14 protein-coding genes are annotated in these 18,238 nt (G+C 76.7%); 7 read left to right on the top strand and 7 right to left on the bottom strand.

Features of this window, described 5'->3' with window-relative positions; all coding sequences use genetic code 11:
* Positions 1-210 precede the first annotated feature (210 nt).
* The 3 genes from ACZ6JS_RS31220 to ACZ6JS_RS31210 are packed head-to-tail and all read left to right on the top strand — an operon-like array spanning position 211 to position 7,285.
* Positions 211-1,368 (top strand): ATP-binding protein, encoded by a 1,158-nt coding sequence (locus ACZ6JS_RS31220; RefSeq protein ID WP_469302930.1) that lies wholly within the window; start codon positions 211-213, stop codon positions 1,366-1,368.
* Positions 1,365-5,351, top strand: a complete 3,987-nt coding sequence (locus ACZ6JS_RS31215; protein WP_469302928.1) for a DUF5682 family protein — start codon at positions 1,365-1,367, stop codon at positions 5,349-5,351. The genes ACZ6JS_RS31220 and ACZ6JS_RS31215 overlap by 4 nt, the downstream gene beginning before the upstream one ends.
* A complete protein-coding gene (locus ACZ6JS_RS31210; RefSeq protein WP_469302926.1) occupies positions 5,348-7,285 on the top strand; it encodes a hypothetical protein in 1,938 nt (645 codons plus the stop codon). The genes ACZ6JS_RS31215 and ACZ6JS_RS31210 overlap by 4 nt, the downstream gene beginning before the upstream one ends.
* Here the strand turns inward: ACZ6JS_RS31210 and ACZ6JS_RS31205 are convergent.
* A complete protein-coding gene (locus ACZ6JS_RS31205; RefSeq protein ID WP_469302925.1) occupies positions 7,251-7,730 on the bottom strand; it encodes an HAD domain-containing protein in 480 nt (159 codons plus the stop codon). The genes ACZ6JS_RS31210 and ACZ6JS_RS31205 overlap by 35 nt on opposite strands.
* Before the next feature lie 58 nt (positions 7,731-7,788).
* On the opposite strand from ACZ6JS_RS31205, the gene ACZ6JS_RS31200 reads away from it, so the two are divergent.
* Positions 7,789-8,517, top strand: a complete 729-nt coding sequence (locus tag ACZ6JS_RS31200; protein WP_469302924.1) for an MOSC domain-containing protein — start codon at positions 7,789-7,791, stop codon at positions 8,515-8,517.
* Positions 8,518-8,784: 267 nt separating this feature from the next.
* Here ACZ6JS_RS31200 and ACZ6JS_RS31195 read toward each other — a convergent pair whose 3' ends face one another.
* Positions 8,785-10,386 (bottom strand): carboxylesterase/lipase family protein, encoded by a 1,602-nt coding sequence (locus ACZ6JS_RS31195; protein WP_469302945.1) that lies wholly within the window; start codon positions 10,384-10,386, stop codon positions 8,785-8,787.
* Between the two features lie 172 nt (positions 10,387-10,558).
* Between ACZ6JS_RS31195 and ACZ6JS_RS31190 the strand changes: the two genes are divergently transcribed.
* Positions 10,559-11,578, top strand: coding sequence for a hypothetical protein (locus ACZ6JS_RS31190; RefSeq protein WP_469302922.1), 1,020 nt, complete (start codon positions 10,559-10,561; stop codon positions 11,576-11,578).
* A 70-nt stretch (positions 11,579-11,648) separates the two neighbouring features.
* Here ACZ6JS_RS31190 and ACZ6JS_RS31185 read toward each other — a convergent pair whose 3' ends face one another.
* From ACZ6JS_RS31185 to ACZ6JS_RS31175, 3 genes are read right to left on the bottom strand one after another with little or no spacing between them, the layout of a single operon-like run.
* Entirely contained in the window at positions 11,649-12,674 is a 1,026-nt protein-coding gene (locus ACZ6JS_RS31185; RefSeq protein WP_469302921.1) for an NAD(P)/FAD-dependent oxidoreductase, read from the bottom strand.
* Positions 12,671-13,252, bottom strand: a complete 582-nt coding sequence (locus ACZ6JS_RS31180) for an isoprenylcysteine carboxyl methyltransferase family protein (RefSeq protein WP_469302919.1) — start codon at positions 13,250-13,252, stop codon at positions 12,671-12,673. Before ACZ6JS_RS31180 ends, ACZ6JS_RS31185 begins: the two co-directional genes overlap by 4 nt.
* A gap of 14 nt (positions 13,253-13,266) precedes the next feature.
* A complete protein-coding gene (locus ACZ6JS_RS31175; protein WP_469302918.1) occupies positions 13,267-14,325 on the bottom strand; it encodes a type III polyketide synthase in 1,059 nt (352 codons plus the stop codon).
* 76 nt (positions 14,326-14,401) lie between these two features.
* Here ACZ6JS_RS31175 and ACZ6JS_RS31170 point away from each other — a divergent pair, with 76 nt between their 5' ends.
* Positions 14,402-15,280, top strand: coding sequence for a UbiA family prenyltransferase (locus ACZ6JS_RS31170; protein WP_469302917.1), 879 nt, complete (start codon positions 14,402-14,404; stop codon positions 15,278-15,280).
* A 718-nt stretch (positions 15,281-15,998) separates the two neighbouring features.
* On the opposite strand, the gene ACZ6JS_RS31165 is transcribed toward ACZ6JS_RS31170, so the two are convergent.
* Together ACZ6JS_RS31165 and ACZ6JS_RS31160 are read right to left on the bottom strand one after the other, a co-directional pair.
* Positions 15,999-17,033, bottom strand: coding sequence for a PHP domain-containing protein (locus ACZ6JS_RS31165; protein WP_469302915.1), 1,035 nt, complete (start codon positions 17,031-17,033; stop codon positions 15,999-16,001).
* A gap of 52 nt (positions 17,034-17,085) precedes the next feature.
* Entirely contained in the window at positions 17,086-17,601 is a 516-nt protein-coding gene (locus ACZ6JS_RS31160) for a MarR family winged helix-turn-helix transcriptional regulator (RefSeq protein WP_469302913.1), read from the bottom strand.
* Positions 17,602-17,729: 128 nt separating this feature from the next.
* Between ACZ6JS_RS31160 and ACZ6JS_RS31155 the strand changes: the two genes are divergently transcribed.
* Positions 17,730-18,140, top strand: a complete 411-nt coding sequence (locus tag ACZ6JS_RS31155; RefSeq protein WP_469302912.1) for an organic hydroperoxide resistance protein — start codon at positions 17,730-17,732, stop codon at positions 18,138-18,140.
* Positions 18,141-18,238: the final 98 nt, after the last annotated feature.

Here is an 18,238-nt window from a genome sequence, read left to right as displayed (position 1 = left end):
CCCCCCCCCCCCCCCCCCCCCCCCCCCCCCCCCCCCCCCCCCCCCCCCCCCCCCCCCCCCCCCCCCCCCCCCCCCCCCCCCCCCCCCCCCCCCCCGCCCCCCCCCCCCCCCCCCCCCCCCCCCCCCCCCCCCCCCCCCCCCCCCCCCCCCCCCCCCCCCCCCCCCCCCCCCCCGCCACCACCCCTTTCGTACACGTGCAGAGGAACCCCGATGACCGTCACCGCACCATCCGCCCCCGCCGCCCGGCAGGTGCTGCCCGCCGAGGAACGCCACGCCGCCGAGCTCGCCTTCCTCGCCGCCCACGACACCGGTCCGCGCCCGCCCGGCTGGGCGCTGACCCCCCGTGCCGTCGTCACCTTCGTCTGCGGCAGCGGCGGCACCGAACTGGCCCTGCCCAAGCGCCGTGCCGGCCTCCCGGCCAAGCTCGCCATCGCCCCCAAGTTCGTCGGCGAACGCGCCTTGGTGGAGCGCTGCGTCGTCACCCTCGCCGGGGAGCGTGGACTCCTCCTCACGGGCGAGCCCGGCACCGCCAAGTCGATGCTGTCCGAGCTGCTCGCCGCCGCGGTCTGCGGCACCAGCTCCCTCACGGTCCAGGGGACCGCGGGCACGACCGAGGACGCCTTCCGCTACGGCTGGAACTACGCGCTCCTGCTCGCGCAGGGCCCCACGCCGGACGCACTGGTGGACTCCCCGGTGCTCTCCGCCATGCGCACCGGGCGCGTGGTCCGCGTGGAGGAGATCACCCGCTGCCTGCCCGAGGTCCAGGACGCGCTGGTGTCGATCCTGTCGGACCGGCGGGTCAGCGTGCCCGAACTGACCGCCACCGAGGACGCGGTGGTCTCCGCGGCCCCCGGCTTCACCGTCATCGCCACCGCCAACCTGCGCGACCGCGGCGTCTCCGAGATGTCCGCGGCCCTCAAGCGGCGCTTCAACTTCGAGACCGTCGGCCCGATCGCCGACGCGGACGCCGAGGCCGCGCTGATCCGCCGCCAGGCCGTCGCCGCCGTACAGCGCGCCGGCGCCGCCTTCGGAGTGGACGACGCCGTGCTCGACGCGCTCGTCACCGTCTTCCGCGACCTGCGCTCGGGCCGTTCCGCCGAGGGCTGGGACGTGGAGCGGCCGGGTACGGTCATGTCGACCGCCGAAGCCGTGCAGGTGGCGGCCTCGCTCGGCGTCGCCGCCGCCTACCTGCCGGACGGTGACGTGCTGGACCTGCTGCCGGGTCATCTGCTGGGCGTCGTGCGCAAGGACGACCCCGCCGACCACGCAAGGCTGCTGGGGTACTGGGACGGTCCGGTCCGGCGCCGCGCCGAGGACGGCTCGGCGATGTGGCGCCGCCTCTGGGACCTGCGCGGGAGCCTGCGTTGACGCACACCGACCCGCGGGCCGCGGTCGACGCGCTCGCCGCGGCCCGCGAGCCCTACCTGATCGGGGTACGGCACCACAGTCCCGCGCTGGCCGCGGTGGTGCCGGCCCTGCTGGACGCCTCCGGCGCCGACGTGGTCTGCGTCGAGCTCCCGGCGGACTTCCAGCCGTGGCTGGAGCACCTGGCCGACCCGGAGACCGTCGCCCCCGTCGCCCTCGCGGGCACCGGCCAGGACGGCCGACTGGCGTTCTACCCGTTCGCGGACTTCTCCCCGGAACTGGCGGCCATCCGCTGGGCCCGCCGTTGCGGCGCGGCCGTCCTGTGCTGCGACCTGCCGCTGTCCGACCCCGGCTGGACCCCGCGCCCCGAGATCCCGCACCAGTCCCCGCCGACGGACCAGCCCAACCTCACCGGCGCCCCGCCCGGGGCGGCCGACGCGGGCCCGGCCACCGGACAGGACAGCGCTCAGGAAGCGGGCGGCGGCCCGCGGCGCGCGGGTGGCTTCGCGGATGCCCTCACCGCCGCCGGCACGGGCCGGGACGGCGACGGCCTCTGGGACCGCGCCGTCGAGGTCCTCGCACCGGGCTGCACCCCCGAAGCCGTACGCAGGGCCGCCCTCGGCGTCGGCTGGGCGCTGCGCGAGGACGGCCCCGTCCCGGACCGGGACCTCGCCCGCGAGGCCCACATGCGCGCCGTGGTCGCCGGCGCCGCAGCGGCCGGCCACCGCGTGGCCGCCGTCATCGGCTCCTTCCACGCCCCCGCCCTCCTCGCGCCGGCGGCGTTCGCGCAGGGCCGGGCCGGCGTTCCGGGCCTGCCCGGCCCGGCCGAAACGGACCCCCTGGGCGTGGGCGCCGGTGCGGACCAGGTGTCCGCGCAGGGCGCGGCCGGCGGTGCCTCCCCCGGGGAGGGCCCGACGACCGGTCCGGCCCCGACCGGGTCGGCCGGCTCGGCCCGCCCGGGTGAGGGCGCCGCAGCGGAGTCCGCGCCCGCCCGGGACGCGGGCCGCCCGCCCGGTTCGAACCCGGAGGCACCGGCCCGAGAGGACGGCGCGCCCGCGGCCCGACAGGGTGCGGCCGCGGACGCCGCGACCGCCGGAGACGCCGCGACCGCCGCCGACGGTGCCATATCGGCTCATGCGCTCCCGGCCGCGCCGGGTCGAGGCCGGAACAGGGCCGCCGCTGCCGGGCCGGACCCCACGGGATCGGTGGACACCGCCGTCACCTCCTTCGTGCCGTACTCCTTCGACCTGCTCGACTCCCGCTCCGGATACCCCGCCGGCATCCGCGACCCCCTCTGGCAGCAGGCCGTGCTCGAAGCCGGCGGCGACCCGGAGCGGCTCCGGGAAGCCGCGTCCGTCGCCGTCACCGGGCTCTGCCGGGAGCTCCGCCGGGCCGGACACACCGCCGGCACCGGCGAGGCCGCCGAGACCCTGAGGCTCGCCTGCGACCTCGCTGCCTTGCGCGGGCTGCCCGCGCCCGGCCGCGGCGAGCTCCTGGAGGCGGTCACCACCGTCCTCGGCCAGGGCGAACCCCTCGGCCGCGGCCGGGCCCTGGCCCAGGCCCTCGAAGCCGTGCTCGTCGGCACCGCCCGCGGCCGGATCACTCCGCGCGCCCCCCGCTCCGGCCTCGGCCCTTCCGTCGAGGCCGAACTCGCCGAGCTGCGCCTGCCGTGCCCCGAGGACCCAGCGCCCCGCGAGATCCGCCTCGACCCGCTCCGCTCCGCCCTCGACGGCCGCCGCGAGGTCCTCCTCCAGCGGCTCCTCGTCTGCGGTGCCTCCTACGGTGAGCCCCTCACCGTCGCCGCCACCGGCGACGGCACCGCCCTCGGGACCAAGTGGCGGCTGTCCTGGACGCCCTCCGTCCCGGCCCGGCTCGACCTCACCGGCGTGCGCGGCGTCACCGCCGCACAGGCGGCAGCCGGGACCCTCGGCGAAACCGCCCGACGCGCCGCCGCCGACGGCGGGCCGACCCCGGCGCAGATCCTCGCCGGGCTGGCCGCCGCCGCCCGGTGCGACCTGCCCGAACTGGTCGACGCACGCCTCCACGAGGCGGCCACCGCCCTGCCGCGGACGGCGACCCTGCCCGAACTCCTCGAAGCCCTCGACCTCCTGGAGGCCCTGCACCGCGGCCACCTCCCCGGCACCTCCGCCTCATCCCGCGCCGCCTGCGCCGCGCTCACCGGCGACCTCCTCGAAGCCGCCGTACGCTGCCTGCCCGGCCTCGCCGGCAGCGAAGAGCCCGCCGACGCCGCCGCCCTCGTGGCCCTCGCCGACCGCGCCGCCGCCCACCACCTGGGCCTGCGCACGGACGACGCGCTCGCCGCCCTGGCCGCCTCCGCGTCCCCGCTGATGCAGGGAGCGGCCCTGGCCGTACGGGTCCTCCTCGACCTCGACCCGGCCGGGGCGCTCGGCGACCGCGCCGCCGGATGGATCGACAGCGCCGGCTCCGCCGACGCCCGACGCGCCCTGTCCCGCCGGCTCGCCGGACTCCTCACCGCCGCCGGCCCGCTGCTGCAGTCCTCGCCGGCCGCTCTCACCCCACTCCTCGACCGCGTCGACCACCTCTCCGACCAGGACTTCCTCGACCGTCTCCCCGCCCTGCGCGGCGGCTTCGACGCCCTCGCGCCGGCCGCCCGCGACCGGCTCCTGGACACCGTCACCGAACGCCTGGGAGACCGCATCGACCTCGCGCTCGACGCCCCGCCCGCCGTGCTCGCCCTGTGGGCCGCCGCCGACGCCGCCGGGCTCGCCGCCGTCAAGACCCTCCCGCTGCCCTCGCAGCGGGAACCGGCCGCGGACCAGGCCCCGGCCCCGGACGTCCCCGGCGCCCCGGCCCGCCCGACCCCGGCGGCGGACGACCGCCGACTCGCCCCGGCCGACCGCTGGCGGCTGCTCCTCGGCCGCGAACGCGACCGGCTCCCCGCCGACGCCCGTCGCTACGCCCACGCCTTGGACGAGCTGTACGGCACCGGGCACGGCGAAGGGGCCGGCGACCTCGGCACCGGTCAGGGACCGGGCCGCAGCGGCGGCCAGGAGGCCTCCTTCCCGACCGCCCGCGAATGGTCGCAGGAGCTCGAGGCGCTGTTCGGCGCGGACGTGCGGGAGGAGGTGCTGGCCGGTGCCGCCGAAGCAGGCCGCAACGACGTCCTCGCCCAGCTCGACCCGGCCGCCGTGCGGCCCTCCGTGGAACTGCTGAGCTCCGTCCTGTCCCTCGCCGGCGGACTGCCCGAGGCCCAACTCGCCCGGCTGCGCCCCCTGGTGAAGCGGCTGGTGGACGAGCTCTCCAAGGAGCTCGCCACCAAGCTGCGCCCGTCCCTGTCCGGCCTGACCACACCCCGCCCCACCCGGCGCCCGGGGGGTGCGCTCGACCTCGCCCGCACCCTGCGCGCCAACCTCGCCCAGGCCCGCCGACGGGCCGACGGCACGGTGGTCGTCGTACCGGAGCGTCCCGTCTTCAGCACCCGGGCGAGCCGCGAGGCCGACTGGCGGCTCGTCCTGGTCGTCGACGTTTCCGGCTCCATGGAGGCGTCCGTCATCTGGTCGGCCCTGACCGCGGCCGTCCTGGGCGGCGTCCCCACCCTCTCCACCCACTTCCTCGCCTTCTCCACCCAGGTCGTGGATCTCACCGACCGGGTCGACGACCCGCTCTCGCTGCTGCTGGAGGTGCGCGTCGGCGGCGGCACGCACATCGCCGCCGGTCTCGCCCACGCCCGCTCCCTGATCACCGTCCCCAGCCGCACCCTCGTCGTCGTGGTCAGCGACTTCGAGGAGGGCGGGCCGATCGGCGGACTGCTCGGGGAGGTCCGCGCGCTGGCCGCCTCCGGCGCCCACCTGATGGGCTGCGCCGCGCTCGACGACACGGGAAACCCCCGGTACTCCGTCCCGGTCGCGCGGCAACTCGTCGCGGCCGGCATGCCCGTGGCCGCCCTCAGTCCCCTCGCCCTCGCCCGCTGGGTGGGCGACCGCCTCCGTGGAGATTCCCGTTGAGCACCGAACTGCCGCCCGTCGCACCCGAGGTGCTCGCCGAGGCGGTCGAGAACCTCACCGCACGGCTGCGCAAGAAGCTGGACGACGCCACCGCCGGCTGTGCGGCCGCCGCCGGCCGCGAGGCCGATGGAAGCGTCACCTTCCGGTTCGGCGAGGACGCCGTCGTCACCCTGCGGCCCGGCGCGGCGGGGACGGTCACCGAGGCAGGACAGGCGACCTGCACCTGCCTGTTGGCACCCCGCTGCCTGCACCGGGCCGCGGCACTGGGCGCCGCCCCGCTCGCGGACGCGGCTCCGCCCGAGCCCGAGCCGGACGTGACCGCCGGATCCGGGCAGACGAAGGCGGCCGAAGAGACAGAGCCCGGCGGACCCACCGGAGCCGGACGCACGGGAACCGGACCCACCGCAACCGGATCCGCGGGAGGAGCTGCGTCCGCCGAGCCGGCGGACCCCGCACAGCCGGTGCCGGTCCTCACCGCGGCCCAGCTCGGCGCCGCGGCCGCGCTCTGGCACGCCGCGGCCGAAGCACTCGAGGCCGGCGTCACGGCCGGCGGCGCCGTCGTCCAGGCCGAGCTGCTGCGCGCCGCGCACACCGCCCGCCTCGCCGGACTGCCCCGCGCCGAAGCGGCCGCCCTGCGGGTCGTCCGGGGCCTGCGCGCAGCCCGCGAACGCCGTACGGCACACCGCCTGGGCGACCTCACCGGCTCCTTCCGCGAACTCCTGCACACCGCCGGAGTACTGGCCTCCGGCGCGGCAGACCCGGCACTGACCGGCACCTCCCGGCGCGCCTACACGGCGGGCGGCAGCCTCCGGGTGCAGGGCCTGTGCCGCGAGCCCGTCCTCTCGGCCACCGGCTACGGCGGCGTCGTCACCCACCTGCTGGCCCCGGACGGGTCCCGCTACTCGGTCTCGGACGTCCGCCCGGGAGGACTGGCCCGTGCCCGCGGGGCCGGACGGGCCCCCGTCGCCCTCGGCGGCGCCACCCTCGACCACGCCGGCCTCGCCCGCGGCGGCCTGCGCATCGTCGGTGCGACGGTCTCCGCGGAGGGCCGGCTCGGTGCCGGACGCGGCGTCAAGGCCACCCCGCTGCCCGGCGCCCCGTGGACCGACGGGCCCGCGGCCCGGCTGTTCGCCCGGCCCGCGGCCGATGCCGTCGCCGCGCTGCTGGCGGACCCGGCCGGCGCGGCCGACGCGGAAACGGGCCTGATCGGCTGCGATGTCGTGGTCGTCGGACCGGCCGGCGACCACGTCCTCGTCCGCGAGGCGCGGGCGCACGCACCGCTGCTGCGGCTGCTGCCCGCGCACCCGCACCCGGAGCTGCCGCACACCGAGAACCTGCGGCGCATCGCCTCGTACCCCGGACTCCGGCTGCGCGTCCTGGGCCGCCCCGAGCTCGGCCGCGCCGCCACCCTCCGCCCCGTGGCCGTCGGACCGGTGCCCGGCGATCCGTACACGCTGCGGCTGCCCGCGGAATGGCTGGGCAGGGCCGACCTCGGCTACGAACGCCTCCAGGGCGAGCACTTCCCGCCGCCGGACGCCGCCGCGCCGGCCTCCGAGCCCGGACCCGCGCCGACGCCCGACGCCCCGGACCCGCTGGCCGACTCCCCGCTGTGGCGGGTGCGCCGGCTCCTCGAGACGGGGGTCGCCGGCGGCCGCCGAGCGGTCGCCGAGGCGGCCCGAGGTACGGCGCCCCTGGCCGCGTACGCCCCGTTGCGCCGGGCCGGGCTCACCGGTGCGGCGGACCTGGCCGCCGCCCTGGCGGCCGAGGCCGACCGGCGCCCGCGCGACGCCTTCGGCCGGCTCGCCGATCCCTCGCCCGACGGCTACGCCCGGGCCTGGCTGGCAGCGGCCACGTACCTGGCGGCGGCGGAACGCTCGCTGGTCGCGGCGTCGTGGGCGGCTACACCGAGCGGAGCCACGTCCGCAGCACCGTGACGTCCCCGGCGGTCAGGCCCCGACCGGGATCGACGCGGTGCAACAGGGCCGGGCCCGGATGGCGATCGGCCACCCGGACCCGGTCCGCGTCGGTGATCTCGTCGTCGATCCACACGAAGGGCCGTCCGGCCGCGTGGTCGAGCAGGGCGGGCGTCTTCCAATGGACTCCGCCCCGCCCGTCCTCGTCGGAGGGCTCGGGCCAGGCCACCACGGGCAGCTCCGGCAGCCCCAGCCGGGGCGCGACGCTCTCGTTGGCCTCCGCCATCCAGGTCGTGGCCCACCACAGCTCGCACGGCAGCCCCGCCAGCAGCGGCCCGAGCCCGGAGTCGATGCGGGCCAGCAGGGGGTGGAGCCCGTCCCCGGGCGGGTACGGGCCCGCCCCGAAGGGGATGAGCGGGCCGTCGACGTCGAGGTAGAGGAGCGGAAGGGCCGTCGAGCTGGTCATGACCTCACGGTAGCCCTCCCGGGCGGGTGGCAGGGGCGGGTGCACTACCGTCGCAGCGGTGACGGAGAGCGTGGGCGTGACGGAGCGGTTGTGGCGGTACCCGGTCAAGTCGACCGGTGGTGAACGGCTGCGCAGCGCGGAGGTCGACCTGCGGGGTCTGGTGGGCGACCGGCTGTACGCCGTACGCGACGGCGGCGGCAGATTCGGCTCGGGCAAGAACACCCGGCGCTTCCGGCGCATGGACGGGCTGCTGCACCTGAGCTCCCGGTTCCCCCGCGGCGTCGGGACGGCGGGGGCGGAAGAAACGCCCGAACTCATCGACGCCGACGGGCGTGTGGTGGGCGACCCCACCCCCTTCCTGCGCACCTACCTCGGCCGCGACGACGTCGAACTGGCCCGCGAGGGCGAGGTGTCGCACTTCGACCAGCTGCCGATCAGCGTCCTCACCACCGCCACCCTCGACTGGATCCGCCGGGAGGTACCGGACGTGCCCGTCGACGAGCGCCGGTTCCGGCCGAACCTCCTCGTGCGCACGCCTCCCGGCACGCCGCCCTTCGTCGAGGACGAGTGGATCGGCCGCAGGGCCGGCCTGGGCGACACCCTGTGCCTGGAGTTCCGGCGCTCGAGCGAGCGCTGCGTGATGACCAATCAGGCCCAGCAGGACCTCCCGCACGCACCGGCGGTCCTGAAGGCGATCGCCGCCGCCCACGACAACCGGCTCGACGTGCTCGCCACGGTCCTCACCCCGGGAACGGTCAGCGTGGGTGACCCCCTCCTCCTCGGCTGAGGGTCCGGAGGAGACCACCGGCCCGTGAGCGACTCCTGCCGGCCCCAGGGGGACGGCCATGACGAGGAGAGCGGTATCCAGGACCGGCCGCGCGGCGGCGGTGGGGCTCCTGCGCGCCCTCCTCGCGGGATGCGGGGCCGGCACGGGCGGGCAGGCGGCGCCGCCTGCCGGGACCCCCGGGCCGTCGTCGCCGTGTTCGCCCGACGGCGCCGCGAGTCTGCGGAGACCACGGGACCCCGACCCTGCGCACCGCCGACCACGAGGTCATCACCCAGCAGGGGTGACCCCCGGCCAGCGCTCGTCCCAGAGCGAGCAGTGGTGTTCGGCCCGCCCGTCCACGGGCCGGATCCCGTCCTCGCCGGGGGCCAGCGAGAGCACCCGCGCCGACGCCCCCAGGCGCGGCCACTGCGGCGCGCCCGGCGCCGCCGGCACGCCGGTCCGCGCGAAGGCGGTCCAGTAGCCGGCCATCCGGTCCGCGAGCCGCTGCTGCGGCTCCGTCAGCGGAGTGATCGTGAACAGGTAGGGCAGTTCGAAGCCGTGGGCCGCCCCGTACGGCAGCCCCGGCACCGGCGGCAGTCCGGTGAAGTTGGGCGCGCCGCGGTCGCTGAACCGGTAGCCGTACGTCGGCACGTGCCGCCCCAGCGCCGCGCCGTCCCGCAGCGTCGGGCAGATGAACGACGCGTCGGTCAGCAGCGTCGCCCAGGCGATCGCCGGGGTCGGGTACGCCGACACCGGGTACGCGGCCTCCACGGCACGGGCCGTCCCGATGCCGAACGACCTCTCCATCCGGGCCCGGTAGGCGTCCTCGTCGCCCATGGGGTGGGCCGCCAGGGTCTGTGCGAGGAAGAGCCGGATCTCGTCCCGGGTGGTGCCCTGCAGTACCGGCACCCGGTGGAACCGTCCGGCCTGCAATGCCCGGCGCGGCTCCGTGGGCAGGGCGCCGTCCCCGTAGGAGACCAGGGAGAAGCGCTGCATCAGGTCGGCGGTCGCGAGGGTACGGGCGTCCAGTGCGCGCAGGCACTCCAGTACGCCCGACGGCCGGTCGCAGCCGAGCCGGGCAGCGGCCCGGGCGCCCTCCCCGACCGTGCGGCCCGCGGGTACGAACGGCTCGTACGCACCGAGGCCCGGCAGCAGCGCCGACGGCGGCGTGGTGGTCGAGCACGACCCGCTCTGCACGATCGCCTTGTGGAACAGGCCCGCCGATGCCGGCGAGGTGAGGTGCGCGCAGACGCTCAGGGCCCCCGCCGATTCGCCGAAGACGGTGACGTTGCCCGGGTCCCCGCCGAACCGTTCCGCGTTCGCCCGCACCCAGCGCAGCGCCGCCCGCTGGTCCGCCAGGGCGAAGGCGGGGGCGCCGCCGAGCTTCGGATGGCCGAACAGCCCGAAGACCCCCAGCCGGTAGTTCACCGTCACGACCACCGCATCGCCCCGGACGGCCGGCCGGTCCGGCCGGTAGGCGTCCCCGGAGCCGCTGAAGAAGCCGCCGCCGTGGAACCAGACCATGACCGGACGCGGCCGCGCCGTGGCCGCCGGGCCCGTCGGGACGGTCACGTTGAGGTACAGGCAGTCCTCGGAGCCGACCGGTCCGCCCGACCCGAGCACGGGCAGCTGCACACAGCGGGAACCTGGCGCCCCCGCATCCCTGACGCCTTTCCACCGGCGCGCCGGCTCCGGCAGCCGCCAGCGGCGCGGCCCGGTCGGGGGAGCCGCGAAGGGGACGCCCTCGAAGGTGCTGTACGCCCCGTGCGTCCGGCCCCGCACCGGACCGCGGTCGGTGTCCACGACGGGCCCCGCCGGCCCGGCCGCGGCACCTGTCAGCAGCAGCACTACGGGCAGCAGCAGCGCGCACCGACGTCGGACCCCTCGCATGTCGGGCACGGCCTTCGCCTCCCTCGGGGCCCGGGCGGGACCCCCGTTTGCCCGCCCCGAATGGCGCAGTGGGCGGAGGTGCCACTCAATGTAACAAAGCGTGCGCTCACCATGACGCACGATGACCGGCGCGCGATTGCGTAGACCCGCGCGTCGGCGAACGGAGCTTTCCATGAATGACCCCATCACTCTCGCGGCGACGCCACACGAAGACCGCCACGGGACCCCCGACAACACCGCCCCCGACGCCCCCGGCGCCCCGGACGGCCCCGCCACCCCCGACCCTGCGGACGCCCTGGACGACTCCGACGCGCCGAACACCCTGCGCATGCGGACGCTCCTGGAAACGGCCGCCACCTGTCGTCCGGTGGAGGAGGTCACCGCGCTGGTCAGCCTCCTCAAGGAGGACGGCCGGCTGCCCGACGCCGGGCAGGACGCCCTGCGGGCGGCCGCCGTGACCCGGCCGGTGCAGGACGTGCAACGGATGGTCACCCTGTTGGGCGAGGCCCCGCACGAGGTGGGCGAGGCGGACATCACGCTGCGCGCCGCCGCCGTCGGACGGTCCATCGAGGACGTCGCCCTGCTGGTGTCCATCCTCGGCAAGGACGAGTCCGGCGAGCCGGAGCAGCAGCGCCGCGCCCGGCCCGCCGAGGCCGGCGCACCCGCCGCGGAGGCGCCTGCGGAGCACTACGAGCAGCCGCTCGAGCAGCCGCACGAGAAGCCGTACCGGCCCCCGTACGCGGAGCTGCACGGCGCGCCCCACCAGGTGGGGTCCCGGCGGCCCGCCCCTGCCGGGCATCCGTCTCGCGCAGCGGCGCCGGGGCACGTGCTGCGCTGGCCCGTGGCGCTGGCCCTGCTGGTCAGCGGCGCCCTCCACGTGCCGCAGGACCTCACGGCCCTGGCGTCCGCGAGCCCCCTCGGCCTCTTGCCCCTCCTGGTCACCGTGGTGTGCCTGGGCGTCGGCGCGCTGGTCGCGGTGCGAGACACCACGGCCGTGTGGCGGGCCGGCGCGGCAGCCGCCCTGGGCGTGGTCGCGCTGCACGTCATCGGCGGCTCGCTGGCCTTCGATCCGCTGGCCGGCACCGTGAGCGGCTCACGGGCCTGGGCGGGTGCCGTCGTCATGCTGTGCGCGGCGGCCGGCGCGGTCCTGGCCGGCCTGGCACTGCGGAAGCGTCAGGAGAGTTCGGCCTGACCTGCGGCCGCGACCGCCGCGGCGGCACCCCGTGCATCGTGCGGGGTGCCGCCGCGTCCGCCTGCGCTGCTCACGCGAGCAGGTTGACCGCCCCCGTGAACACGCGTGGCAGCCGGGCGGCCAGCGGGACGATCCGGGGGGCGAGGCGCGGCCGCCGCCGGGCCCAGAGCAGCGACTCGGTGAGCGCGCGGTAGCTGCGCGACAGGTCCCGCCAGGCCTGCTCGTAGGCCTGCGGCCGTCCCGCCCGTACGCAGCGCACCAGTTCCCCCGCGGCCGTCACGGCCAGGGTGAGCCCCTCGCCGGTCAGGGCGTCCACGTAGCCGGCCGCATCGCCCACGAACAGCACCCGCCCCCCGACCCGTACACGTGCCCCCTGGCGCAGCGGACCCGCGCCGCGCACCGGCGAGTCGGCGTACCCGGTCAGGCGGTCCGCCAGGTGCGGGAAGCGGGCGAGCTGTTCGTCGAAGGGCGCCTGGTCGGTGGTGAGGACCGCCACGCCGACCCGGTCGGGCGCCAGCGGAGTGATGTAGGCCTCGCACCGCGCCGACCAGTGCACCTCGACGAGGTCGCTCCACGGCTCGACGGCGAAGTGGCGGCGCAGCCCGTAGCGGGCCGGACGGCGGGGAGCCGCCGGGGCCGACAGGCCGAGGCCGCGCCGGACGGGGGAGTGCAGGCCGTCCGCGGCGACGAGGTAGCGGGCGGTGAGCCCGGCCGCGGTCACGTGGTCGACGCCCTGGAGCACCTGGTCCACGCGCTGCGGCAGGACCTGTACGCCGAGCTGCGCGGCCCGGTCGGCGAGCGCGGCCTGGAGGTCCGTACGGCGGGCGCCGATGCCCGGACCGGACCGGAAGAGTCCCTCCGCCCGCAGGCCGCTCACGCCGTCGACGTAGCGGATGCCGCGGAACGGCCGACCCGCCACGGACACGCCCAGTTCCTCGAGGCGGCGTACCGCCGCGGGCATCAGGCCCTCCCCGCAGGCCTTGTCGATGGGTGTGGGCCGCGGTTCCGCCACCACGACCTCCAGGCCGGCGAGGGCGCCGTGGATGGCGGTCGCCAGCCCGGCCGGACCGCCGCCCGCGATCAGCAGGTCGATCACGACGGTGCTCCCGCCGACGGGACGGAGGCGGGCGCCCGCAGGCGTCCGCCGTCCGTCAGGGCGGCGTCCTCGCAGCCGATCCGCACGCGCAGCAGCACCAGATTGAGCACGGTGAAGCCGAGGGCGGTCACCCAGGCGGAGTGCACCAGGGGCAGCGCGACCCCTTCCGCGACCACTGCGGCGTAGTTGGGGTGGCGCAACAGGCGGTACGGGCCGCGCTCCACCAGCGGCAGTCCGGGCACGACGAGCACCCGGGTGTTCCAGCGCGGGCCGAGGGAGGCGACGCACCACCAGCGCAGGCCCTGTGCCGCGACGGCGACGGCCAGGGCCGGCCAGCCGAGGAGGGGGACGAACGGCCGTCCGGCCGCCCAGGGTTCGACCACGCAGCCCACCAGCAGCGCGGTGTGCAGGGCGACCATGGCCGGGTAGTGGCCGCGACCGTACTCGCGGCCGCCGCGCGCCAGGCTCCAGGCGGTGTTGCGGCGGGCGGTGACCAGCTCGGCGAGCCGTTCGGCGGCGACGAGGCAGATGAGCAGCAGGTAGAGGCTCAAGGAGGCGGTGGAGGTCAGGGAGTTCATGGGGTTCACCGAGTTCACCAGCGCAGGAGGACGAGTTCGGAGGCGAAACCGGGGCCGAAGCCGAGCATCAGCCCGACGGAGCCGGGCCGCGGTCCGGCGCGGCGGACGCCTTCCAGGATGTGGAGGACCGAGGCGGAGGAGAGGTTCCCCACGGCGGCCAGCGAAGCCCGGCTCGCGGCGAAGGCCGAATCCGGCAGCGCCAGCGCATCCGAGAGCGCGTCGAGGATCTTCGGGCCGCCGGGATGGCAGATCCAGGCGTCCACGTCCGCGGGTTTGAGGTCGTGGGCGGCGAGGAAGCTCTCCACCTCCTCGGCCACGTGCAGCCTGGCCAGGTCCGGGAGTTCGCGGCCGAGCACCATGCGCATGCCCCAATGGCCGATGTCCCAGCCGAGGAGGTGCTCGGTGCCCGGGTAGAGACGGCTGCGGGCGGCGACGATCTCGGGGCCGGCGCCCGTCGCGTGCTGGGGATGGTCGCGGCCCACCGCGACCAGGGCGCCCGCACCGTCGCCGAACAGGGCCCCGGCGACCAGGTTCGCCATCGAGGAGTCGGTGGCCTGGAGGGTGAGCGAACAGAGCTCGGTGGACAGCAGCAGGGCGGCGTGGCCCGGCCGGCCCGCGAGGAGGTCGTGGAGATGGCCCACCCCGGCGGCCCCGGCGGCGCACCCGAGGCCGAAGAGCGGCAGCCGCCGTACGTCGGGACGCAGCCCGGCGCGGGAGGCGAGACGGGCCTCCAGTGAAGGGGTCGCGAGCCCGGTCACGGTCGTCGACATGACCAGGTCGACCTCGGGGGCCGTCAGGCCGGCGTCGGCGAGGGCGAGTTCGAGCACCCGGGATCCGAGATCCAGGGCCGTCTCCACGAAGAGCGCGTTCGTCGTGCCGAAGTCGTTCGCGGGTCCGTAGCGTTCCAGCGAAAGCGCGAGGTGACGGCTCTCCACGCCCACCGAGGCGTGGATCCGGCGCAGCAGGGCGGTGTCGGAGCCGGGCGGCAGGAAGCGGGCGAGCGCCTCCGTGATCTCGGCCTGGGGACGGCGATGGGGCGGGAACACGCTGCGCACTGCCAGAACACGTGTCATTGAGTCACCATAGGAAACAACTGACACTTCGTTGTGAATCACCTGATTCGGGCGCGGCGCCGCATAGCGTGTCGCCGTGCCCGTGCGAACCCCGCAGATCGCCGAGAGTGCCCGCAGTGCCGGAGGCGGCGCTGCCGCCCGTGTCGGACGTGCCCTGGGCGGCCTGGGAGCCGCGTGTCATCCGCTGCCCACCGCTGCCGTGACGCTCTTCACCGCGGTGCTGGCCGTGGCTGCGGGTCACGGCCCGCGGGGAGCAGCCCTCGTCGCGGGGGCGGTGGCCGTCGGCCAGCTGTCGGTCGGCTGGTGCAACGACCGCGCCGACCTGCGGCGCGACCTGCTCACGGGCCGACCGGACAAGCCCCTGGTCGCCGGTACTGTGTCGGCCGCCGCCGTGGCCCGGGCGGCGGGCGCGGCGCTCCTGCTCTGCGTGCCGCTGTCACTGGCGGCCGGCGGGCTCGCGGGCGCGACGCACCTGGCCGGAGTGGCGGCCGCGTGGGGATACAACCTCCGGCTGAAGGGCACGGTCCTCTCCTGGGCCCCGTACGCCCTGGCCTTCGGCCTGCTGCCGGCCTTCGTCACGCTCGGACTGCCCGGCGGTCCCTGGCCCCCGCCATGGCTGATGGCGGCCGCGGCCCTGCTCGGCGCGGGCGCCCACTTCGCCAACGTCCTGCCCGACATCGACGACGACCTGGCCACCGGGGTGGTGGGCCTGCCCCAGCGGCTCGGCGCCAGGCGCTCGGCCGCCCTGGCCGGCCTGCTGGTGCTGGGCTCGACCGCGGCCCTGGTCGGGGGACCGCCGGGGCGGGTGAGCGCGTACGGCTGGGCGCTGCTGGGCGCGACGGCGACGGCGCTGCTCGTCGCGTTCCGCAGGCCGGCGGGCAGGCTCCCGTTCCTGACGGTGATGGCGGTGGCCGGAGCCGACGTGATCCTGCTGGCCGTCGGGCTCCGCCGCTGAGGACCGCGCTACCGGCCACCGGCGCGCGGGGCGCGGGGACCGGCACTTACCGGTCAACAGGTGAGCTGTCCCCGCCCCCCTGTCTTCACGGCCGCCCGCGGAGCGCGGTGCCCGCCCGGCGCGCAACACCGCGGATGCGGGATCCTGCGGCGGCCCAACCGGATCACCGCCTCCCGTCCGCCCCGGCCGGCGGAGGGCCGCGACACGAGGAGGACCGCCCCGGGCACGCCCTCGCCGGGAGGGGCGGAGGCCGTCTGGGGCGTTGACCTGCCCGGGCGTCCCCGCGCACGCCGGCGTGGACGGCGACGCCGACGCGGTGATCGTGTTCACCTCCGGGACCATCCAGACCCGCTCCGGCCAGACGCAGGCCGTCCGTGCCCGCAGGGCGTCGTCCGCGCCGACCCCGACGCGCCGAAGGCGCCGAGCGGCCCGGCGGATTCCCCCGCTCCCCGCGGTGGGGGACGTACGCCTCGACGCCCGGACGGGTCCCGGGACCGCCGTCGGGCCGGGGGACCCGAAGTTCGCCCTCCCCGGCGAGGTGCGCCTCGAGGCCGACGAGGCTCGGCGGCGTCGGTGTGATGGCCCGTCGGACGGACCCGTTCACGCGTGCGTGGATTCCTGACGCCGGGGCGGCCCGCCCCCATGGGATGCGGCGGCTCGTCCTCCTGGAGTCCACGCGGCTCTGCCGCACTCCGGCGACGGCGCGGCCCGCCGCGTCTCAGGGCGCGCGCCGGGTGCGGGTCCAGGTCAGGAGGTCGTCGGCCGGCCAGGTGTTGATGACGCGCTCCGTCGGGACACCGCAGTCCACGGCCCGTTCACAGCCGAGGACCTGCCAGTCCAACTGGCCCGGGGCGTGCGCGTCGGTGTCGATCGCGAAGAAGGTGCCGGCCGCCACGGCGAGCCGCAGCAGCCGCCGTGGCGGGTCCAGCCGTTCGGGCCTGCTGTTGATCTCCACGGCGGTGCCCGTCTCGGCGCAGGCCGCGAACACCGCCGTGGCGTCGAACTGCGACTCCGGCCGGGTCCGCCCGGTGACCAGCCGCCCCGTGCAGTGGCCCAGGACGTCCATCAGCGGGTTGTGCACGGCCGCCAGCATCCGCCGGGTCATCGCGGGCGCGTCCATCCGCAGCTTCGAGTGCACCGAGCCCACGACGAGATCCAGCTGTTCCAGCAGTTCCGGCTCCTGGTCGAGCGCCCCGTCGTCCAGGATGTCGCACTCGATCCCGGTGAGCAGCCGGAAGGGCGCCCAGGTGGCGTTGAGGTCCGCCACCACCTCGAGCTGCTCGCGCAGCCGGTCCGGGGAGAGGCCCCGCGCGACGGTCAGCCGCGGCGAGTGGTCGGTCAGCACGGCCCACTCATGGCCCAGACCGGCTGCCGCTCGGCCCATCGCCTCGATCGGGCTGCCGCCGTCCGACCAGTCCGAGTGCACGTGGCAGTCCCCGCGCAGTGCCGCCCGCAGCGCGGCGGCGCCCGGTGGTGCCGGGGGACCCTGCGGCAGTGCGGCGGCCTCGTCCTCCAGGGCCTGGAGATAGGCGGGCACGTTGCCGGCGAGCGCCTCCCGTACGACCGCGGCCGTCTTCGGGCCGAGGCCCTTGACAGCCTCCAGCGAACCGGCGGCGGCCCGCGCCGCCACCTCCTGCGCTCCCATCCGCACGACGACCGCGGACGCGGTGCGGAAGGCCCTCACGCGGTAGGTGGGCGCCTGCGCGCGCTCCAGCAGGAACGCGATGCGGTCCAGCGCCGCAGCCGGATCCATCGGCCGCCTCCTTCCGTCACGGGGTGGCCCCAGTGTCCGTCGCGGACGGCGGCTACGCCTCCCGCGGCTGCGAGGTCTCCCGCGCCTCGCGTGCTTCCTCGACGGGCACGGCGGCGTCCAGTGCGGCGGTGAGCCGGCTCAGACGGTCCTGGAGGTCGACCACCTCGGCCAGCTCGAAACCGGTGGCCGCGGCGATCCGCCGGGGCACCTCGACCGCGCGGGCGCGCAGTGCGGCGCCCTCCTCGGTCAGGTGGGCGCGCACGGAGCGCTCGTCCTCGGTACTGCGCTCGCGTCGGACCAGTCCGGCCGCCTCCAGCCGCTTCAGCAGCGGGGACAGGGTGCCCGAGTCCAGCCGCAGGTGCTGACCGATCTCCTTGACCGGCATCTCGCCGTGCTCCCACAGCACCAGCATCACGAGGTACTGCGGATACGTGAGCCCCAGGTCCTTGAGGACGACGCGGTAGAGGCCGCCGAAGGCACGGCTCGCGGCGTTCAGCGCGAAGCAGATCTGCCCGTCGAGGCGCAGGAAGTCCTGGTCGGAGGGGATCGCCGTGGGCTGCTCGGTCATGTCGGCCAGTGTACCGGGAAGAAGTGGGGAAGGCATTTAATTGTGCGCAACTGAATTGCGTGCTCTACTGGTGGAGCGCGGTCGACCACCGGCCGACGCAACGGTTCATTTCTGCGAGAGGAACTCTCATGGACGCGCTCTACACCGCTGTCGCCACCGCCAACGGCCGCGAGGGCCGCGCCGTCAGCTCCGACGGCCAGCTCGACCTCGCCCTGGCCATGCCCCCGGCGCTGGGCGGCAACGGACAGGGCACCAACCCCGAGCAGCTCTTCGCCGCCGGCTACGCCGCCTGCTTCGCCAGCGCGCTCGGCCTGGTCGGCCGCCAGGCCAAGGTGGACACCAGCGACGCCTCGGTCACGGCTGAGGTGTCCATCATCAAGGAGGGCGCCGGCTTCGCCCTCCGCGCCACCCTGCGCGTCGAGCTGCCGGAATCCCTGGCAGGCGAGACGGGCGCCCTGCTGGTGAAGCAGGCCCACGAGGTCTGCCCGTACTCCCGCGCCACCCGCGGCAACATCGAGGTCGACCTCGTCATCGAGTGACGAAGGCCGATCGACGCAGATCCGGCAGATCCAGCGGACCCACCGCAGTTGCACAGGAGATCCGGCGGAGATGCCGGACGCCCGGCGGACGGCCACCA

It is taken from the genome of Streptomyces sp. NPDC046349, assembly GCF_055587885.1.
This window is presented reverse-complemented; position numbering and strand designations above follow the sequence as displayed.

Bases quoted from the DNA above. Each gene is read 5' to 3' on its own strand.
- ACZ6JS_RS31205 (WP_469302925.1), bottom strand. From the start codon at position 7,730: ATGACCAGCTCGACGGCCCTTCCGCTCCTCTACCTCGACGTCGACGGC.
- ACZ6JS_RS31155 (WP_469302912.1), top strand. From the start codon at position 17,730: ATGGACGCGCTCTACACCGCTGTCGCCACCGCCAACGGCCGCGAGGGC.
- ACZ6JS_RS31190 (WP_469302922.1), top strand. From the start codon at position 10,559: ATGAATGACCCCATCACTCTCGCGGCGACGCCACACGAAGACCGCCAC.
- ACZ6JS_RS31180 (WP_469302919.1), bottom strand. From the start codon at position 13,252: ATGAACTCCCTGACCTCCACCGCCTCCTTGAGCCTCTACCTGCTGCTC.
- ACZ6JS_RS31160 (WP_469302913.1), bottom strand. From the start codon at position 17,601: ATGACCGAGCAGCCCACGGCGATCCCCTCCGACCAGGACTTCCTGCGC.
- ACZ6JS_RS31175 (WP_469302918.1), bottom strand. From the start codon at position 14,325: ATGACACGTGTTCTGGCAGTGCGCAGCGTGTTCCCGCCCCATCGCCGT.
- ACZ6JS_RS31220 (WP_469302930.1), top strand. From the start codon at position 211: ATGACCGTCACCGCACCATCCGCCCCCGCCGCCCGGCAGGTGCTGCCC.
- ACZ6JS_RS31195 (WP_469302945.1), bottom strand. From the start codon at position 10,386: ATGCGAGGGGTCCGACGTCGGTGCGCGCTGCTGCTGCCCGTAGTGCTG.
- ACZ6JS_RS31165 (WP_469302915.1), bottom strand. From the start codon at position 17,033: ATGGATCCGGCTGCGGCGCTGGACCGCATCGCGTTCCTGCTGGAGCGC.